12 protein-coding genes, 1 tRNA gene and 1 other RNA gene are annotated in these 14,765 nt (G+C 63.5%); 3 read left to right on the top strand and 11 right to left on the bottom strand.

The window, feature by feature from the left end; translation table 11 throughout:
* Nucleotides 1-32: 32 nt before the first annotated feature.
* The 3 genes from K3152_RS01495 to K3152_RS01485 form a co-directional block, all read right to left on the bottom strand.
* Nucleotides 33-1,175 (bottom strand): beta-ketoacyl-ACP synthase III, encoded by a 1,143-nt coding sequence (locus tag K3152_RS01495; RefSeq protein ID WP_221572325.1) that lies wholly within the window; start codon nucleotides 1,173-1,175, stop codon nucleotides 33-35.
* A gap of 57 nt (nucleotides 1,176-1,232) precedes the next feature.
* Complete coding sequence (locus K3152_RS01490; protein ID WP_221572324.1) at nucleotides 1,233-2,789, bottom strand: winged helix-turn-helix domain-containing protein; 1,557 nt, start codon at nucleotides 2,787-2,789, stop codon at nucleotides 1,233-1,235.
* A gap of 101 nt (nucleotides 2,790-2,890) precedes the next feature.
* Nucleotides 2,891-2,976 (bottom strand) — tRNA-Tyr (locus K3152_RS01485).
* Nucleotides 2,977-3,131: 155 nt separating this feature from the next.
* Between K3152_RS01485 and rlmB the strand changes: the two genes are divergently transcribed.
* Together rlmB and K3152_RS01475 are read left to right on the top strand one after the other, a co-directional pair.
* Entirely contained in the window at nucleotides 3,132-3,923 is a 792-nt protein-coding gene (gene rlmB, locus K3152_RS01480) for a 23S rRNA (guanosine(2251)-2'-O)-methyltransferase RlmB (RefSeq protein ID WP_221572323.1), read from the top strand.
* 25 nt (nucleotides 3,924-3,948) lie between these two features.
* A complete protein-coding gene (locus K3152_RS01475; protein WP_221572322.1) occupies nucleotides 3,949-4,806 on the top strand; it encodes a hypothetical protein in 858 nt (285 codons plus the stop codon).
* 79 nt (nucleotides 4,807-4,885) lie between these two features.
* On the opposite strand, the gene K3152_RS01470 is transcribed toward K3152_RS01475, so the two are convergent.
* The 6 genes from K3152_RS01470 to ffs all read right to left on the bottom strand — a co-directional run bounded on the left by K3152_RS01470 (nucleotide 4,886) and on the right by ffs (nucleotide 11,357).
* Entirely contained in the window at nucleotides 4,886-5,158 is a 273-nt protein-coding gene (locus K3152_RS01470) for an HU family DNA-binding protein (protein WP_006834374.1), read from the bottom strand.
* A gap of 214 nt (nucleotides 5,159-5,372) precedes the next feature.
* A complete protein-coding gene (gene lon, locus K3152_RS01465; RefSeq protein WP_221572321.1) occupies nucleotides 5,373-7,766 on the bottom strand; it encodes an endopeptidase La in 2,394 nt (797 codons plus the stop codon).
* 137 nt (nucleotides 7,767-7,903) lie between these two features.
* On the bottom strand, nucleotides 7,904-9,022 hold the full coding sequence (locus K3152_RS01460; RefSeq protein ID WP_221572320.1) for a hypothetical protein: 1,119 nt from the start codon (nucleotides 9,020-9,022) through the stop codon (nucleotides 7,904-7,906).
* The gene (locus K3152_RS01455; protein ID WP_040963400.1) at nucleotides 9,022-9,363 is read right to left on the bottom strand and encodes a YbaB/EbfC family nucleoid-associated protein; all 342 of its coding nucleotides are present in this window, start codon (nucleotides 9,361-9,363) and stop codon (nucleotides 9,022-9,024) included. The genes K3152_RS01460 and K3152_RS01455 overlap by 1 nt, the downstream gene beginning before the upstream one ends.
* Before the next feature lie 11 nt (nucleotides 9,364-9,374).
* Nucleotides 9,375-11,201, bottom strand: a complete 1,827-nt coding sequence (locus K3152_RS01450) for a DNA polymerase III subunit gamma/tau (protein WP_221572319.1) — start codon at nucleotides 11,199-11,201, stop codon at nucleotides 9,375-9,377.
* A 61-nt stretch (nucleotides 11,202-11,262) separates the two neighbouring features.
* Nucleotides 11,263-11,357, bottom strand: an RNA gene (gene ffs, locus K3152_RS01445) — signal recognition particle sRNA small type.
* 82 nt (nucleotides 11,358-11,439) lie between these two features.
* Here ffs and K3152_RS01440 point away from each other — a divergent pair.
* A complete protein-coding gene (locus tag K3152_RS01440; RefSeq protein WP_221572318.1) occupies nucleotides 11,440-11,919 on the top strand; it encodes a hypothetical protein in 480 nt (159 codons plus the stop codon).
* Between the two features lie 11 nt (nucleotides 11,920-11,930).
* On the opposite strand, the gene K3152_RS01435 is transcribed toward K3152_RS01440, so the two are convergent.
* Nucleotides 11,931-12,209, bottom strand: coding sequence for an ETC complex I subunit (locus K3152_RS01435; RefSeq protein ID WP_221572317.1), 279 nt, complete (start codon nucleotides 12,207-12,209; stop codon nucleotides 11,931-11,933).
* Nucleotides 12,210-12,226: 17 nt separating this feature from the next.
* A complete protein-coding gene (hrpB, locus tag K3152_RS01430; RefSeq protein ID WP_221572316.1) occupies nucleotides 12,227-14,665 on the bottom strand; it encodes an ATP-dependent helicase HrpB in 2,439 nt (812 codons plus the stop codon).
* Nucleotides 14,666-14,765: the final 100 nt, after the last annotated feature.

The following is a 14,765-nucleotide window of genomic DNA, read 5'->3' as shown; positions in this document are numbered from 1 at the left end:
CTTAGGCGCTCGGGTGAACGGTCACAAGCCGGTCACGCCACCTTGCGCACGAAAACCGTACCGGCCGAATATCCCGCACCGAAGCTGCAGATGAGGCCGGTATCGCCGCTCTTCAGGTCCTCGCTATGGAGGTGGAAGGCGATAATCGAGCCCGCGCTGGAGGTATTGCCATAGGTGTCGAGCACGGTCGGGCTCTCGTCCTCGTTTGCCTCGTGACCCAGCACGCGGTGCGCAATCAGGCGGTTCATGCCGGTATTGGCCTGGTGCAGCCACAGGCGGCGCAGGCCCTGCGGGTCGAGGTCCAGCCGCTCCGCTTCGTCGACAATCATTTGCGCGACCATGGGCACGACTTCCTTGAAGACCTTGCGGCCTTCCTGGACGAAGAGCTTGTCCGGCCCGCCGGCGTCTTCGGGATAAGCGCGGTTGAGGAAGCCGAAATTGTTGCGAATGTTGTTCGAGAAGACGGTCTTCAGCTTGGTGCCGATGACGTCCCAATGCTCCGCCGGAGCGACGGCGGCGTCCTCGACCAGCACGGCTGTGGCGACATCGCCGAAGATGAAGTGGCTGTCCCGGTCGCGCCAGTTCAGGTGGCCGCTGGTGATTTCAGGACTGACGACGAGCACGCTCTTGGCATTGCCCGCGCGGATATAGTCGGCGGCAGTCTGGATACCGAAAGTGGCCGAAGAGCACGCGACATTCATGTCGAAACCGAAGCCCTCGATACCCAGCGCCTGCTGGATTTCGATGGCCATCGCCGGATAGGGGCGCTCCATGTTCGATGCCGCACACAGCACCGCGTCGACATCCTTGGCATGGCGCCCTGCCCGTTCGAGCGCCTGACGCGCGGCCTTCACGCCGATTTCGGCAAGGATGGAAATCTCGTCGTTCGAGCGCTGCGGCCAGCGCGGAGCCATGATTTCCGGATCAAGCACCGGCTCCTTCGCCATGACGTGGCGCGCCTTGATGCCGCTCGCCTTCTCGATGAATTCGACCGAGCTCTCCGCCAGCGGCTCCATCTCGCCCGCAGCAATGGCATCGGCGTTCGCGGCATTGTGCCGCTTCACAAATTCATTGAAGCTTTCGACCAGCTCCGCGTTGGAAATGCTTTCTTCGGGCGTGAACAGGCCGGTCGACGAAATGACCGGGCGTCCGGTCAGCTGGGCATCGTTTGTCATGCGCCGTGCCTAGTCGCGCGCTCGCCGCCTCGCAAGCGGCTGCAACGCAATTTCGCGTCAGGCCAGCCCGTGGGCGGCGAAGGCATCGTCCTGCAACTTTCGGAAAGCCTCGGAATTGACCGGGATGGCGCGCCGCGATCCGCCGAGGTCGGAATTCGGGTTGGCGCGGATAATCAGCTTCGCGAGCCTGTCAGCATCTTCACCCCGCCCCGCAAAGTGATAGGCGACCACTCCGCATTGCAGGACAATCAGGCTGTCATGCGGGATGACCATTGAGTTATCGGTGGCTTTCGCGGCTTCCTCGAACCTGCCCTGCTGGAGAAAAAGCGCAGCCTGGACGGCGTACATATTGTGCCGCCAAGGGTCGATCGGGCTAAGATGGATGGCCTGCTCGACATGCGGCATCGCCACGTCAGGCCTGCCGATGAGCGTGTTGAGATTCGCCATTGCCCCGTGCGCCATGCCGTAGCTGGGGCTGAGGTTGATCGAACGCTTGAACCAGGTAATGGCCTCTTCGATACGCCCGGCAAGCCATGCAGAGCGTCCGCGCACCAGCGAGGCAAAGGGGTCAAGCGGGTCGGCAGCAACGGCTTCATCGGCCGCCCGGAACATTTCCTCGCGCGCTGCGGCACCGATGTCCTGATTCTGCTGGACCATCTGCCACCAGTTGACGTGGCTCAAGCCTGCGTGCGCCCGTGAAAACCACGGGTCGATAGCGATGGCGCGGCGGAAATGATCGGTCGCTACGACATAGTCGGGCCGCCCCAGCGAGAAGACATTGGAAATGCCCACATGGTAATTCTCCCATGCCGAAAGCTTGTCCGGCACGATGAGGCGCAACCGCTCCATCTCGTGCAGCGGTGTGCGGAAATCGATACCGGCCACCACCTGTCCGACGATGTCGGAGCGTATCTCGTGAATTGCCTCGCGCGGGGCCTCGAATTCGTTGGACCAGACGACCGAACCATCGCGCGTATCGGCGAGTTCCACCCGGATAACGAGCCGCTCACCGGCCTCCTCGATGCTACCCGAAAGGCAATATTGGACATCGAGCTTTTCCCGCACGGCAGCGAGGTCGCTAGTCAGCGAGGGGAATTGGAAGCTGGACCCACGCGCCAGCACATGCATCGAACGCGAACGTGAAAGCGCAGTGATGATCTCGTCAGGAAGTGCCTCGGTGAGGGGGGCATACCGGTCCGTCCCGATGGTGCGGAACGGGAGTACAGCGATACGGGGGCGCTCGCCGATGACGGGCTGCTCGGCCTCTTCGCCAACGGGAGAAACCTGTGCAGGCACGGCGGCGCCCGCCTTTTCGATTGGTGCCAGGATCCGGAATCCCTCACCATGCGCTGTACCGATAATGCGGTACGGCCTGTCGGTATCGCCGAGCGCCTTGCGCAAGGCTTTGACCTGGCTCGACAAGGCACTGTCGGAAATGGCCCGGCCGTCCCACAGCTCGTCGATAATCTTCGCCTTGGTGACCAGCGCGCCATCCGCTTCGACAAGCGCAATGAGCAGGCGCTTCGCCTTGGGCTGCAGCACGACCTCTTCGCCCCCGCGCACCACCTCGAAGCGGACCGTGTCGATGATGAACTGGTCTAGATTGTAAATCATCGTGCTCGCCCGAAGTAACGAATATCGACGCGCCTTCTGCAGCGCTGCCTTCTTGTGGGGCGCTGATGCTGGGTCAGGCTTGAAAAAAATTCAACGGCGAATGGTGGACAGGGCTGGATTCGAACCAGCGTACGCTTGCGCGGGCAGATTTACAGTCTGCTGCCTTTAACCACTCGGCCACCTGTCCACACCGGTTCGCCATTTGCCCGAATTATCGGGTAAAGAAGCGGGGATTCGCTTGGTATCCCCTGCCGAGAGGCGCCCCTTTGGCGAAGCGGCGCTTGCCTGTCAATGCCCTCGCTGGCAGGAGCGCCACGCAATCTCGAATTGAGGACGAATTTAATGGCAAAAGGCGAACGCAAACGCGCACTGAGGGGCCGGGCCGGCCGGATGAAAGGCGGCCGCGGCAGTGGCCGGGCCAGCGCGGGCCATGTGCGCCTGTGGGGCCGCCACGCGGTCGAGGCGGCACTCAAGAACCCCGAACGCCAGCACCGCAAACTATGGGCGACGCGCGAAGGCGTGGCATCGCTCGACGGCGAGCTGCCGCCCGATTTTCCCGTGGAATACGCCGATGTGCAGGACCTTGCGCGGCTGGTCGCCAAGGATGCGCCGCATCAGGGGCTGGTGCTCGAATGCGCGGCGCTGGAGGACAAGTTTCTCGACGAAGTCCTCGATGGCGACCCGGCGCGGCCCATCGTCGTGCTCGACCAGGTAACCGATCCGCACAATGTTGGCGCCATCATGCGCTCGGCGGTGGCTTTCAACGCTGCGGCGCTCGTGACGCAGGACCGCCATGCCCCGCCCGAAGGCGGTGTGATTGCAAAGTCCGCTTCCGGCGCGCTGGAGACCCTCCCATGGATTCGCGTGGTCAACCTTGCCCGCGCGATGGAGGAGATGGCCGAAGCCGGTTACTGGCGCATCGGCCTCACCGGCCATACGGAAACCACTTTTGCCGAAGCCCTTCCCGCCGGCCCCGTCGCCATCGTGCTTGGTGCGGAAGGCGAAGGCATGCGGCACAATATCGAAACCCATTGCGACGCGCTGGCGAAATTGCCGATCTCAAACGAAATCGAAAGCCTCAACGTGTCCAACGCGGCAGCCATCGCGCTCTATGCGGCGGCGACGAGAAACTGACATCCTTTCAGGGGGGATTTTGGACGTGAAACATATTTCGACGAAACTGCGCGGCGTCGCGCTTGCTGCAGCAAGTTCGCTGGCGCTGACGGGTTGCCTGCTTTCGCCCGGCGCCTTCACCAGCGAACTGCACCTGATGAAGGACGGCAGCTTCTCCTACAGCTATGATGGCGAAATCCAGATGCTGGCGCTCACCAAGCTGGCCGAGATGGGCAGCAAGAGCGAACAGACCTTCGAGGCCGAATGCTGGGACGAGGAGTTCGAAGAGCGCGAATGCACGCTCGCCGAAGTCAACGAGCAGCGCGCCGAATGGGATGCCGAGGCAAGCAAGCGCGAGGCCAAGCGCAAGGAAGATGCAGAGACCGCCAAGGCCATGCTCGGCGGTATCGACCCGTCGAACCCCGAAGCCGCACAGGAACTCGCCGAGAAACTGCAGCGCCAGCGCGGCTGGGAAGAAGTCACCTACAAGGGCGACGGGCTGTTCGACATCGACTTCCGCATCTCGGGCCGCATGACACACGACTTTGCCTTCCCGGTGGTCGAGAAGATGCCCATGTCGAATATGTTCGTCACCGTCGTGCTGCGTGACGAGGGCCAGGTGCGCGTCGATGCACCCGGTTTTGCCAGCGCAGGCGGCAACAATCCGATGCAGGGCATGATGGGCGGCATGGCCGGGCTGATGCAAATGGGAGCAAAGAAAGAGGGCGAGGAAGCGCCCAAGATTGCGCTGCCCGACGGCACTTTCACCATCGTCACCGATGGCCGAATCCTTGCCAACAACACCGACGAAGGCCCGCAGGCCAATGCACATGGCCAGGCGCTGGTCTGGAAAATCAGCCCGCGGACCGAACAGGCCCCGACTGCGCTCATCGCGTTCGACTGAATAGGGCCAGCCCGCAAAAGAAAAACGCCGCAGCCTCCCGTCGAGGCTGCGGCGTTTTCTTTACCCGTGAAGGCGCGTCTTAGTTGACGGCGTCCTTGAGGCCCTTGCCGGCCTTGAACTTGGGCTGGTTCGAAGCGGGGATGTTCATCGGTTCGCCGGTGCGCGGGTTGCGACCGGTCGATGCCTTGCGCTTTGCGACCGAGAAGGTGCCGAAACCGACGAGGCGCACTTCGTCACCCTTCGAAAGCGACTTGGTGATGGCGTCGAAAACACCTTCGACTGCGCTCGATGCGTCGCTCTTCGACAGGCCGCTTGCTTCTGCAACAGCGCCGATCAGATCGTTCTTGTTCATTACTTTGGGAACCCCCTCAAATCAGGTTTTGAATTTTTTCCCGGTGAATCACTTCAGCCGGAGAGGGAGCGAATTGAGAGACTTTTCCCGCGCGTGTCAAAGGCAAAATCGGCGCGAATCGGCGCTTTTTGGCCTTGCATTTGCAATAATACGACAAAACGGGCCGTAGCTGTGCCGCAACGAGACATCTCGCTGCGGCGCAGCACAACTTTTGTTAATGCGCGGTCGGTGACGGCGCCCCGCCTTGCGGGTGTCCGGGCTGGCTCGCGAGGTCGTCCGCTTCAGTCCATTCGATGGGTGAAGGCAGGCTCGTGAGAGCGTGCTCGAGCACTTCATCGACATGGGCAACGGGCACGATTTCCAGCCCTTCCTTCACATTCTCCGGAATCTCGGCGAGGTCCTTCACGTTCTCCTCAGGGATGAGGACCTTTTTGATGCCGCCCCGCAAAGCCGCGAGCAGCTTTTCCTTGAGTCCGCCAATCGGCAGCACGCGGCCACGCAAGGTAACCTCGCCGGTCATGGCGACATCGGGACGCACCGCCACGCCCGACAGGGTCGAGACGATCGAAGTGACCATGCCGATACCCGCCGAAGGGCCGTCCTTGGGCACCGCACCTTCGGGAAGGTGGATGTGGATGTTCTTGCGCTGGAAGATGCTTGGCTTGATGCCATAATGCGGAGCGCGCGCCTTTACGAAGCTGAAGGCCGCCGCGACGCTTTCGTTCATCACTTCACCCAGCTTGCCGGTAGTCTTGATTTCACCCTTGCCCGGCGTGGTAACGCTTTCGATGGTCAGCAGCTCGCCGCCCACCTCGGTCCATGCGAGGCCGGTGACTGCGCCCACCTGCGCTTCCTCCTCGCTCATGCCGTGCTTGAACTTGCGCACGCCTGCGAACTCGGAAAGGTTTTCGGGCGTGATGGTCACGCTTTCCGCCTTGCCCTCGAGGATTTTGCGCAAGCTCTTGCGGGCCAGTCGCGCCAGTTCGCGCTCGAGCGTGCGGACGCCCGCCTCACGCGTGTAATAACGGATGAGGTCGCGCAGCGCTTCTTCGGTCAGCTCGAACTCGCCATCCTTCAGGCCATGGTCCTTCACCTGCTTGCGCAGGAGGTGGCGCTGGGCAATCTCAACCTTCTCGTCCTCGGTATAGCCTTCGAGCCGGATAATCTCCATGCGGTCGAGCAGCGGCTGCGGCAGGTTGAGACTGTTCGCCGTGGTGACGAACATAATGTCCGACAGGTCGAGATCCAGCTCCAGATAATGGTCCTGGAACTTGTTGTTCTGTTCGGGGTCGAGCACTTCGAGCAGCGCCGAGGCCGGATCGCCGCGGAAGTCCTGGCCGAGCTTGTCGATCTCGTCGAGCAGGAAGAGCGGGTTGCTCTTGCCGGCCTTCTTCAAGTTGGTGACGATCTTGCCCGGAAGCGAGCCGATATAGGTGCGGCGGTGACCGCGGATTTCGGCCTCGTCGCGCACGCCGCCAAGCGACTGGCGAATGAACTCGCGCCCCGTCGCCTTGGCAATCGACTTGCCAAGCGAGGTCTTGCCGACACCCGGAGGGCCGACGAGGCACAGGATCGGGCCTTTGAGTTTGTTGGTGCGCGCCTGCACGGCGAGGTATTCGATGATCCGGTCCTTGACCTTCTCCAGCGCATAATGGTCCGCGTCGAGGATCTCCTGCGCCTTGCCGATATCCTTCTTAACCTTGCTCTTCTTGCCCCAGGGCAGGCCGAGCAGCACGTCGAGATAGTTGCGGATGACAGTCGCCTCGGCGCTCATCGGCTGCATGCCCTTGAGCTTCTTGAGCTCGCTCTCGGCCTTGGCCTTGGCTTCCTTCGACAGCTTGGTCTTGCCGATCTTCTCGGTCAGCTCGGCAATCTCGTTGCCGCCGTCCTCGTCGCCATCGCCGAGTTCGTTCTGGATCGCCTTCAATTGTTCGTTGAGATAATATTCGCGCTGCGTTTTCTCCATCTGCCGCTTCACGCGGCCACGGATACGGCGCTCCACCTGCAGCACCGACAGCTCGCCTTCCATGAAGGACATGACCATTTCGAGGCGCTTCAGCGGATCGGGTTCGACCAGCAGCGACTGCTTGTCGGAGACCTTCGCCTGGATAGCAGCGGCAATCGTGTCGGCCAGTTCGCCGGCATCATCGACTTCGGCGAGCTGCTCGGCAGCGTCTTCACCGATTTTCTTGTTGAGCTTTGCGTATTCGCCGAACTGCTCGACCACTTGGCGCATCATGGCGCTGATTTCGGTGCCTGACGCGGTCGGCTCCTCGATTTCGGTCACGTCGGCCGCGACATAGTCGCCGACGGGGCGCAGTTCGTGCAGCTTGGCGCGCGCTTGTCCTTCGACCAGCACGCGTACGGTCCCGTCGGGCAGCTTCAGCAGCTGCAGCACCTGCGCGATGACGCCGGTGTCGTAGAGGTCGCGGCCCTCGGGGTCGTCACAGCCCGGGTCAAGCTGCGAGAGGAGGAAGATGTCCTTCGATCCTTCCATCGCGACTTCCAGCGCCGCCACCGACTTGTCGCGCCCCACGAAGAGCGGGACGACCATGCCGGGAAAAACGACGATGTCGCGAAGCGGAAGGAGGGGAAAGGTCTCGGTCATATGCATTCAGTCCATCTGCGGCCCGTGTCAGAACCGTGTGTTGGATAGGAATATGGGTAGCGATAGGCCGAGGTGCAACGGCCTGCTGCAGCTAAGCTGTGCACAGCGACGGGCGAGAACGCCCAAGGCTGTGAAACCTAGCGAGCAGGCTTCCAGAGAGCCGGTGCCACGACGTAGCGATATCGCTGTCCGGCTGGTGCCTTACCCTTCGCCGCGCGGCTCTTGCGAACCATGGCGGCACATACGCCATTGTCGACCTGGGCGCTGCCCGAGGTCTTCAGGGGCACGCAAGTCCTCACCCGGCCCCGGTCATCGATACCGAGCAGCGATAGGGTGCGTCCGGTCCAGCGGTGGTCCGTGGTGCGCCATGCCGGATTGTCGTCGGGCGAGAGGCGGGATTCGAAGCCTACCGCACCGATGTCCTGCACGCTGCCTTCGGGCAGGTCGCGATCGAGCCTGCGATAGACCAGCGACGTGAAATCGAAAACCTTGAACGATGGCCTGCGCTGCACCTCGAGGCTTGTCTCATTCCAATCCAGCAAAAGCGGTTGGGTGGTCCGATAGGGCGTGACCCGACCGTCCTCGAGCGGCATCAGGTTCTTTTCGGGATCGACGAGGACCCACGCGCAGATCGCCTCGGCTTGCGCAGGGTCGGTCAACGCCGTCCTGACCGTGCATGTCGGCGCCTCTCCCTCACGCGCCCAGTAATCGACGCGAACGCTTGCAGAAGGAAGGTAGCGTGTCGCCTCCAGCGGCTCTGCCAGCTTCACCGTAGGGGTGATACGGAAATCGACGGTCGCGAAGCCCCGGTCGACCTTTGCGCCATACCAGTCGGCCAGTTTGAACGACCAGTTCTCCATGGCCTGCGCGCAAATCTGCTCTCTCAGGACCTTATAGGAAGGGAAGTATCTCCGGGCGTCGTAATCGCCTAGATTGTCGTGGTTCGCGAAGCCGCAGTCGTCCGGCTCGCCATTGGCATCAAACCACACCTTCACGCCCAATTCCATCGCACCGGCCGGAATGTGAAGTCCGAACCTCAGGCCACCCGGGTCGAGCGGCGCTTTCACGCTGCCTGCACCTGTCAGCGGAACATTGGCAGATGTCGCCTTGGGAGGATCGGTCACCAGTTCGACAGTAGGTACTCGCGAAACGACCACCGGGGGCCTTGCCTCTACCTTTTCCTGTGCAACGGCGGGCAAGCCGATACCGCCCGCTATCAGGCTAGCGATGAGGAAAGGCGCGACCCTTTTCGGCATTAGCCCAAGCCGGGGATGTTCATGCCCGGCGGAAGGCCCATGCCGCCCTGGATGGCCTGCATTTCCTCGGCCGACTTGCGGTCGGCCTTGTCGCGCGCGTCGTTGAAAGCGGCGGTGACGAGATCCTCGACCATCTGCTTTTCTTCCGGTTTCATCAGGCTCTCGTCGATTTCGACGCCGATGATGCGGCCGCGCGCCGTGGCGCGGACCTTGACCAGCCCGCCGCCAGCCGTGCCCTCGACCTCGATCGTGTCGAGCTTGGCCTGCGCGTCGTTCATCTGGGTCTGGATTTGCTCGGCAGCCTTCTGTGCTGCGGCAATCATTTCTTCCATCGATTTCATGTCTGTCGTCCTTATGCTCTGCGGTTCCAGGGAACCTCGCGCCGCATCGGGGGGAGATTGGCGCCGTCTTCTATCATTTCGGCATCGGGAAAGGCGGCTTCAACCGCTTTCACCATGGGATGTTCGCGCATCGCCGCCTTGGCCGCTTCGGCCTTGGCCGCGCGCTGCTCCTCCATCGAGGGCGTGGCAAGCGCCGGGTCGCCCGTTTCCAGTTGCCAGCGGGTTTCGGTGACCGCGTAGAGCGCGTCCTTCAGCACCGGTTCTATGGCATCGCCGTATTTGCTGTCGCGTGAATAGACGAGCTTGCCCAATTCGACGCTGATGGGGCGGATTTGCAGGCGCATGATGCTTTCCGCCTGAAGCTTTCCGGCAGCGGAGACCTTCTCGACCAGCTCCTCCCAGTCGAGCGAGGCGGTAGGCGCGCTCGCCCCGCCCTCGCCCGCAGTTGCGGCTGGTGCAGGACCGCGCGCGGCCAGTTCCTCGAGCTGCTTCGCCAGCTTGCCTGGGTCGGGCATTCCAGAGGCATGGAGCACGCGCAGCAAAGCCATGCGCGCCGAGACCAGCGGGTCGGGCGCGTGGCGCACTTCTTCGTGGCCTTTCAGCAGGAGCTGCCACAAGCGGTGGACTTGACCGACTTCGAGGCGACTGGCCCATTCGGTCAGCTGCTCGCGTTCTTCGGCGGTCGTCGCATCGGCCTCGCCACCCGAGACCTGCGTCAGCGCAATGCGGTGGGTGAGGTCCATCAAGCTGCGCATCAGCGCCAGCGGCTCGACACCCAGCGCATACTGGTCGTCCACCGCTGCCAGCGCGGACTTGGCGTCGCCATCGAGGATATACGCGAACAGACGCCGCTGCGCGCCCCTGTCGGCGAGGCCGAGCATATCGCGTACGCGCTCGGCAGTGACCTTGCCGCCCGTGTCCATATCGGCATGGGCGATGGCCTGGTCGAGGATGGAGAGCCCGTCGCGCACCGAGCCTTCGGCGGCATTGGCGACGATGTGGAGCGCCTCGTCCTCGGCTTCGACGCCTTCCTTGCGGCAGATTTCGGCGAAATGCGCTTCGAGCAGCTCCACCGGGATACGGCGCAAGTCGAAGCGCTGCGTGCGACTGAGCACGGTGACGGGAAGCTTGTCGACCTCGGTCGTGGCGAAGAGGAATTTCACATGCGCGGGCGGCTCTTCCAGCGTCTTGAGCAACGCGTTGAAGGCGTTGCGCGAGAGCATGTGGACTTCGTCGATGATGTAAATCTTGTAGCGCGCTGAGACCGCGGCATAGCGCACCGCCTCGATAATCTCGCGCACGTCGTCGACACCGGTGTGCGATGCGGCGTCCATCTCGATGACGTCGATGTGGCGGCCTTCCGCGATGGCGGTGCAAGGCTCGCACACGCCGCAGGGGCTGATGGTCGGACCGCCCTCGCCGTCCGGACCGATGCAGTTGAGTGCCTTGGCGATGAGGCGCGCGGTCGAGGTCTTGCCGACCCCGCGCACGCCGGTCATCAAGAAGGCATGCGCCAGCCGGTCACGCGCAATGGCATTGGCGAGCGTGCGGACCATCGCATCCTGCCCGATAAGCTCGGCAAAGGTCTGCGGGCGGTATTTGCGCGCAAGGACACGATAGGGCTGAGCGGTGTCGGAAGGCTCGTCAGCGGGCGCCGGTGCGTTCTCGGCGGTTTGCTCTGTGGGGGCTGGTGCAGGAGCAGGAGCGGGTTCAGGCTCCGGTGCATCGCCGAACATCGAATTCTGTCCTGCAGCCTCGAGTTCCGCGGCACTCGGCGCTTCGTCCTCGACCTCGGTATCCCACGGGGGGCTGTCCATATTTTCCGGTGAATCACCCATGCACACTTAGCTAGGCGCAGAAGCGCCGAATGTCACATGGTGACAATCACGAATTGTGGGTGAAAAAGGAGCCGAGCGACCCGCCGCAATTCACCTGGGCTGCTTCCTTCCGGACCTGACCCGGTGAGCGAACGCAAACGTCCACCCGACTCCCGGCGCGCCATATGGCGATGGATAAACTGCTTGGCAAGGGCTAGGCGGCATGGGGTGAGGCAACAGAATATTTTGGAAGGTCACAATGAAGCACGTCCTTGCCGCAATCCCCATCGTCCTCGCATCCACTACACCCGTTTCGCTAGCTGCCGCAGACGCGCCGTATTTCGGCGACGACAGCTACGAACATGCAAAGGACGGTGAGTGCGATGACATCCGTTTCACCGGAGAGGGTATGGCGGAACACCTCCTGACCGAAGCAATCGGGCGCGATGCCAGCGACTGCCGCGCGGCATGGGTTGACGGCACTATCGAGCGCAACCCGTGGTTTAACGAGCCGGCGCCGGGTGAAGACTACGATTATGGCGACGACCGTTCGGGATTCGCCAATGACGGCCAGTGCGACGACATTCGTTTCGTCGGCGCACACACTGCCAGCCTGCCATATTTGACCGGAGATATCGGCCATGACGCGAGCGATTGCCGCGCAGGCATCGAGGACGGTTCCCTCACATGGCAGGCGAACGCCCGCGATTTCAAGCTTGGTGTGACCGTTACCGACTAAGCGGCAGCCGATTACCTGAAGTTGTCGGCGTAGGCCTGCAGCTTCAGGCTGTGCGGCGGCGTGGCGTGGACGCGGGCGGCGATGCCGTATTTCTCGGCATAGGCCTTGGCCTCGTCCTTGCTCGGGAAGGTCAAAGAGACCTGCGCCTGCGTATCACCGCTGCCGGTCCAGCCCATCAGCGGGTCTGCGCGGCGCGCTTCGGACTGTTCGAATTCGAGCACCCACTCGTCGGTACGAGCCTTGCCCGATTGCATCGCGTTTTGCGGTCGCTGATAGATTCTCGCTGCCATAGTGGCTGCCCCTTAATTCAGCCTCCCGAATTTTGGAAGGCGTTCTTGGTCTTCAAACTGGGCTTTTCCGCCCATGGTTCCTCGGGCCAGCGATGCTTGGGGTAGCGGCCCTTCATGTCCTTGCGCACATCCTCCCAGCTACCGCGCCAGAATCCGGGCAAGTCGCGGGTTGACTGGATGGGGCGACCGGCGGGGCTGGTAAGCTTTAGGAGTAGCGGCGCCTTGCCGACCATCGGATGTCGCTCCAGCCCGAACAGCGCCTGCACGCGCACTTCTGCGCTCGGCGCATCGTCGCCGGTATAGTCGATGCGGTGCGTTGTCCCGGCAGGAGAGGTAAATTCGCGCGGCGCCTCGCTGTCGAGCCGCTGACGATCGTCCCAGTCGAGCGCGCCGAGCAGGGCATCGACCAATTTGCCCTTGGAAATGTCGAGGTCGCGCCGCCCTTCGAGCAGCGGCGCGAGCCAAACTTGCGCAGTCGTGGCCAGCTTATCGGGTGTGAATGTGTCCAGCCCGATAAAGCTTGCCCGCGCCAGCAACTCGGCCGGGAGCAGTTTTGCCGGGTTTTCCAGAGCCTTGTCCACAAGCATGTCCACAAGCGCGGTGCTGTCGGGTTCCGGGTCGGGGCCGCTCGCAAGCGTGATCGCGCCGAGCCGCCGCTCGACCAGAGCCTCGATGCGATTGCCCTTCCACCGCAGAACCTTGCGTCGCTCGATACGGTCACCGAGCCATTTCTCGAGGTCCTGTTCGTCCAGCGCGATGGCCGAAGTGATGCGCGCGCCCTTCGCTTGTCCCTGCGCGTCGCCGATGACGAGGAAATTCGCGCGGGCGAGCGGTGATGCGGGGTCGAGCATGAACCCGCGTCCGCCTGCGGAAATCCAGCCCTCCCCCGAAGCATCGCGCCGCTTGGCGATGAAATCCGGCCTCCCCGCCGCGAGGAGGACGGCGGCAGGAATGTCCGCGTCAGCCGCTCCGTCGACCAGTTTCGAGGCCTGTGCCGCCCATCGCCCGGCCAGCTTGCGGCTTGCCTCTGCCTTTGCTCCGCGGTCGCTGTTCCACCGCGCCAATCGGCTCTCGAGGTCTTCGCCGCGCCCGCCCAGCCCGCGCTCTTGCAGCAGGAGCGCCAGCCGTGCCGCGGTTTGCGCCAGCCTGTGCCCCGCGCCGAACAGAACCATTGCAGCCGAGGCCGGGTCGAGCGGCAGGGTCGCCAGCTTCTCGCCAAATGGCGTAATCCGGCCCTCGGCATCGAGCGCGCCAAGGCCCTGCAAGGTCTTGCGCGCTGCCGCGACCGAGGCTTCGGGCGGCCTGTCGAGCCATTGCAGGCTCGCAGGGTCGCTCGTCCCCCATTTCGCGAGGTCGAGCACCAGCGGCGCAAGGTCCACGGTCTCCATTTCGGGCGGGTCGAAGCGCTTGCGCCCGGCGTGCCCGCCCTCTTCCCACAGGCGATAGGCAACACCCGGCCCTTGCCGCGCGGCGCGCCCGGCCCGCTGTGCCGCCGCCGCCTGGCTGGCGCGGTGCGTGACGAGGTGGGTGGTCCCCGCAGCCCGGTCGAATTCGGCGCGCCGGGAAAGGCCGGCATCGACCACTACGGACACCCCGTCCAAAGTTAGCGATGTTTCGGCAATGGCAGTCGCGACCACAATACGCCTGCGCCCGTCGGCATCGCGCCTGATGGCTGCCCGTTGGTCGGCGGGCTCGACTTGACCATGCAGCGGCAACACCAGCGCCTTGGGCAGACGCTCCGCCAACCGCTCGCGCGTGCGCTCGATTTCTCCGACACCGGGGAGGAAGGCGAGGATGTCGCCGTCCTGCTCCTTCCACGCGGTGACGATGGCCGCTGTCATGGCGTCCTCTACCCGCATCTGAGGTGACGAACCGAGCCAGCGGATGTCGAGCGGGTAGGCGCGTCCTTCGCTCTCCACCACCGGCGTGCCCTCGCCCATGAGCGAGGCGAAACGCGCTCCGTCGATGGTTGCCGACATCACCAGCACGCGCAAATCCTCGCGCAGCACGCCCTGCGTTTCCAGCGCCAGCGCAAGGCCGAGGTCGCTGTCGAGATGCCGCTCGTGCGCTTCGTCGAACAGCACCGCCGAAACGCCCGCCAGTTCGGGGTCGCCAAGGATCGTGTTTACGAAAATCGCCTCGGTCACGACGAGGATGCGCGTCCTTGCCCCGCGCTTGCTGTCGAGGCGCGTGAGATAGCCGACCGTCTCGCCCGGCTTTTCCCCTAACATCTGCGCCATACGCTCGGCAGCAGCGCGGGCCGCCACACGGCGAGGCGAGGTCAGGATAATCGTGCCGCTGCACCAATCCTCGTCCAGCAGCGCAGGCGCAACCGCGGTGGTCTTGCCTGCCCCGGGAGGTGCGACGAGGACCGCCCCGCTACACCCGCGTAGGGCAGCGAGCAGCTCGGGCAGGACGGCATGGATGGGAAGCGCTTCAGACACGGGCCACCCCATTGCACAATCCCGCGCCCGAGACAGCCCCGGATCAAGCAATTTGGAGAAACACTCCGCTTGCTATATCCATCCCGCTCCTTGCTCTTTCATTCGGGTGGAG

The organism is Qipengyuania polymorpha (assembly GCF_019711435.1).
Taxonomy (GTDB): domain Bacteria; phylum Pseudomonadota; class Alphaproteobacteria; order Sphingomonadales; family Sphingomonadaceae; genus Qipengyuania; species Qipengyuania polymorpha.
This window is presented reverse-complemented; position numbering and strand designations above follow the sequence as displayed.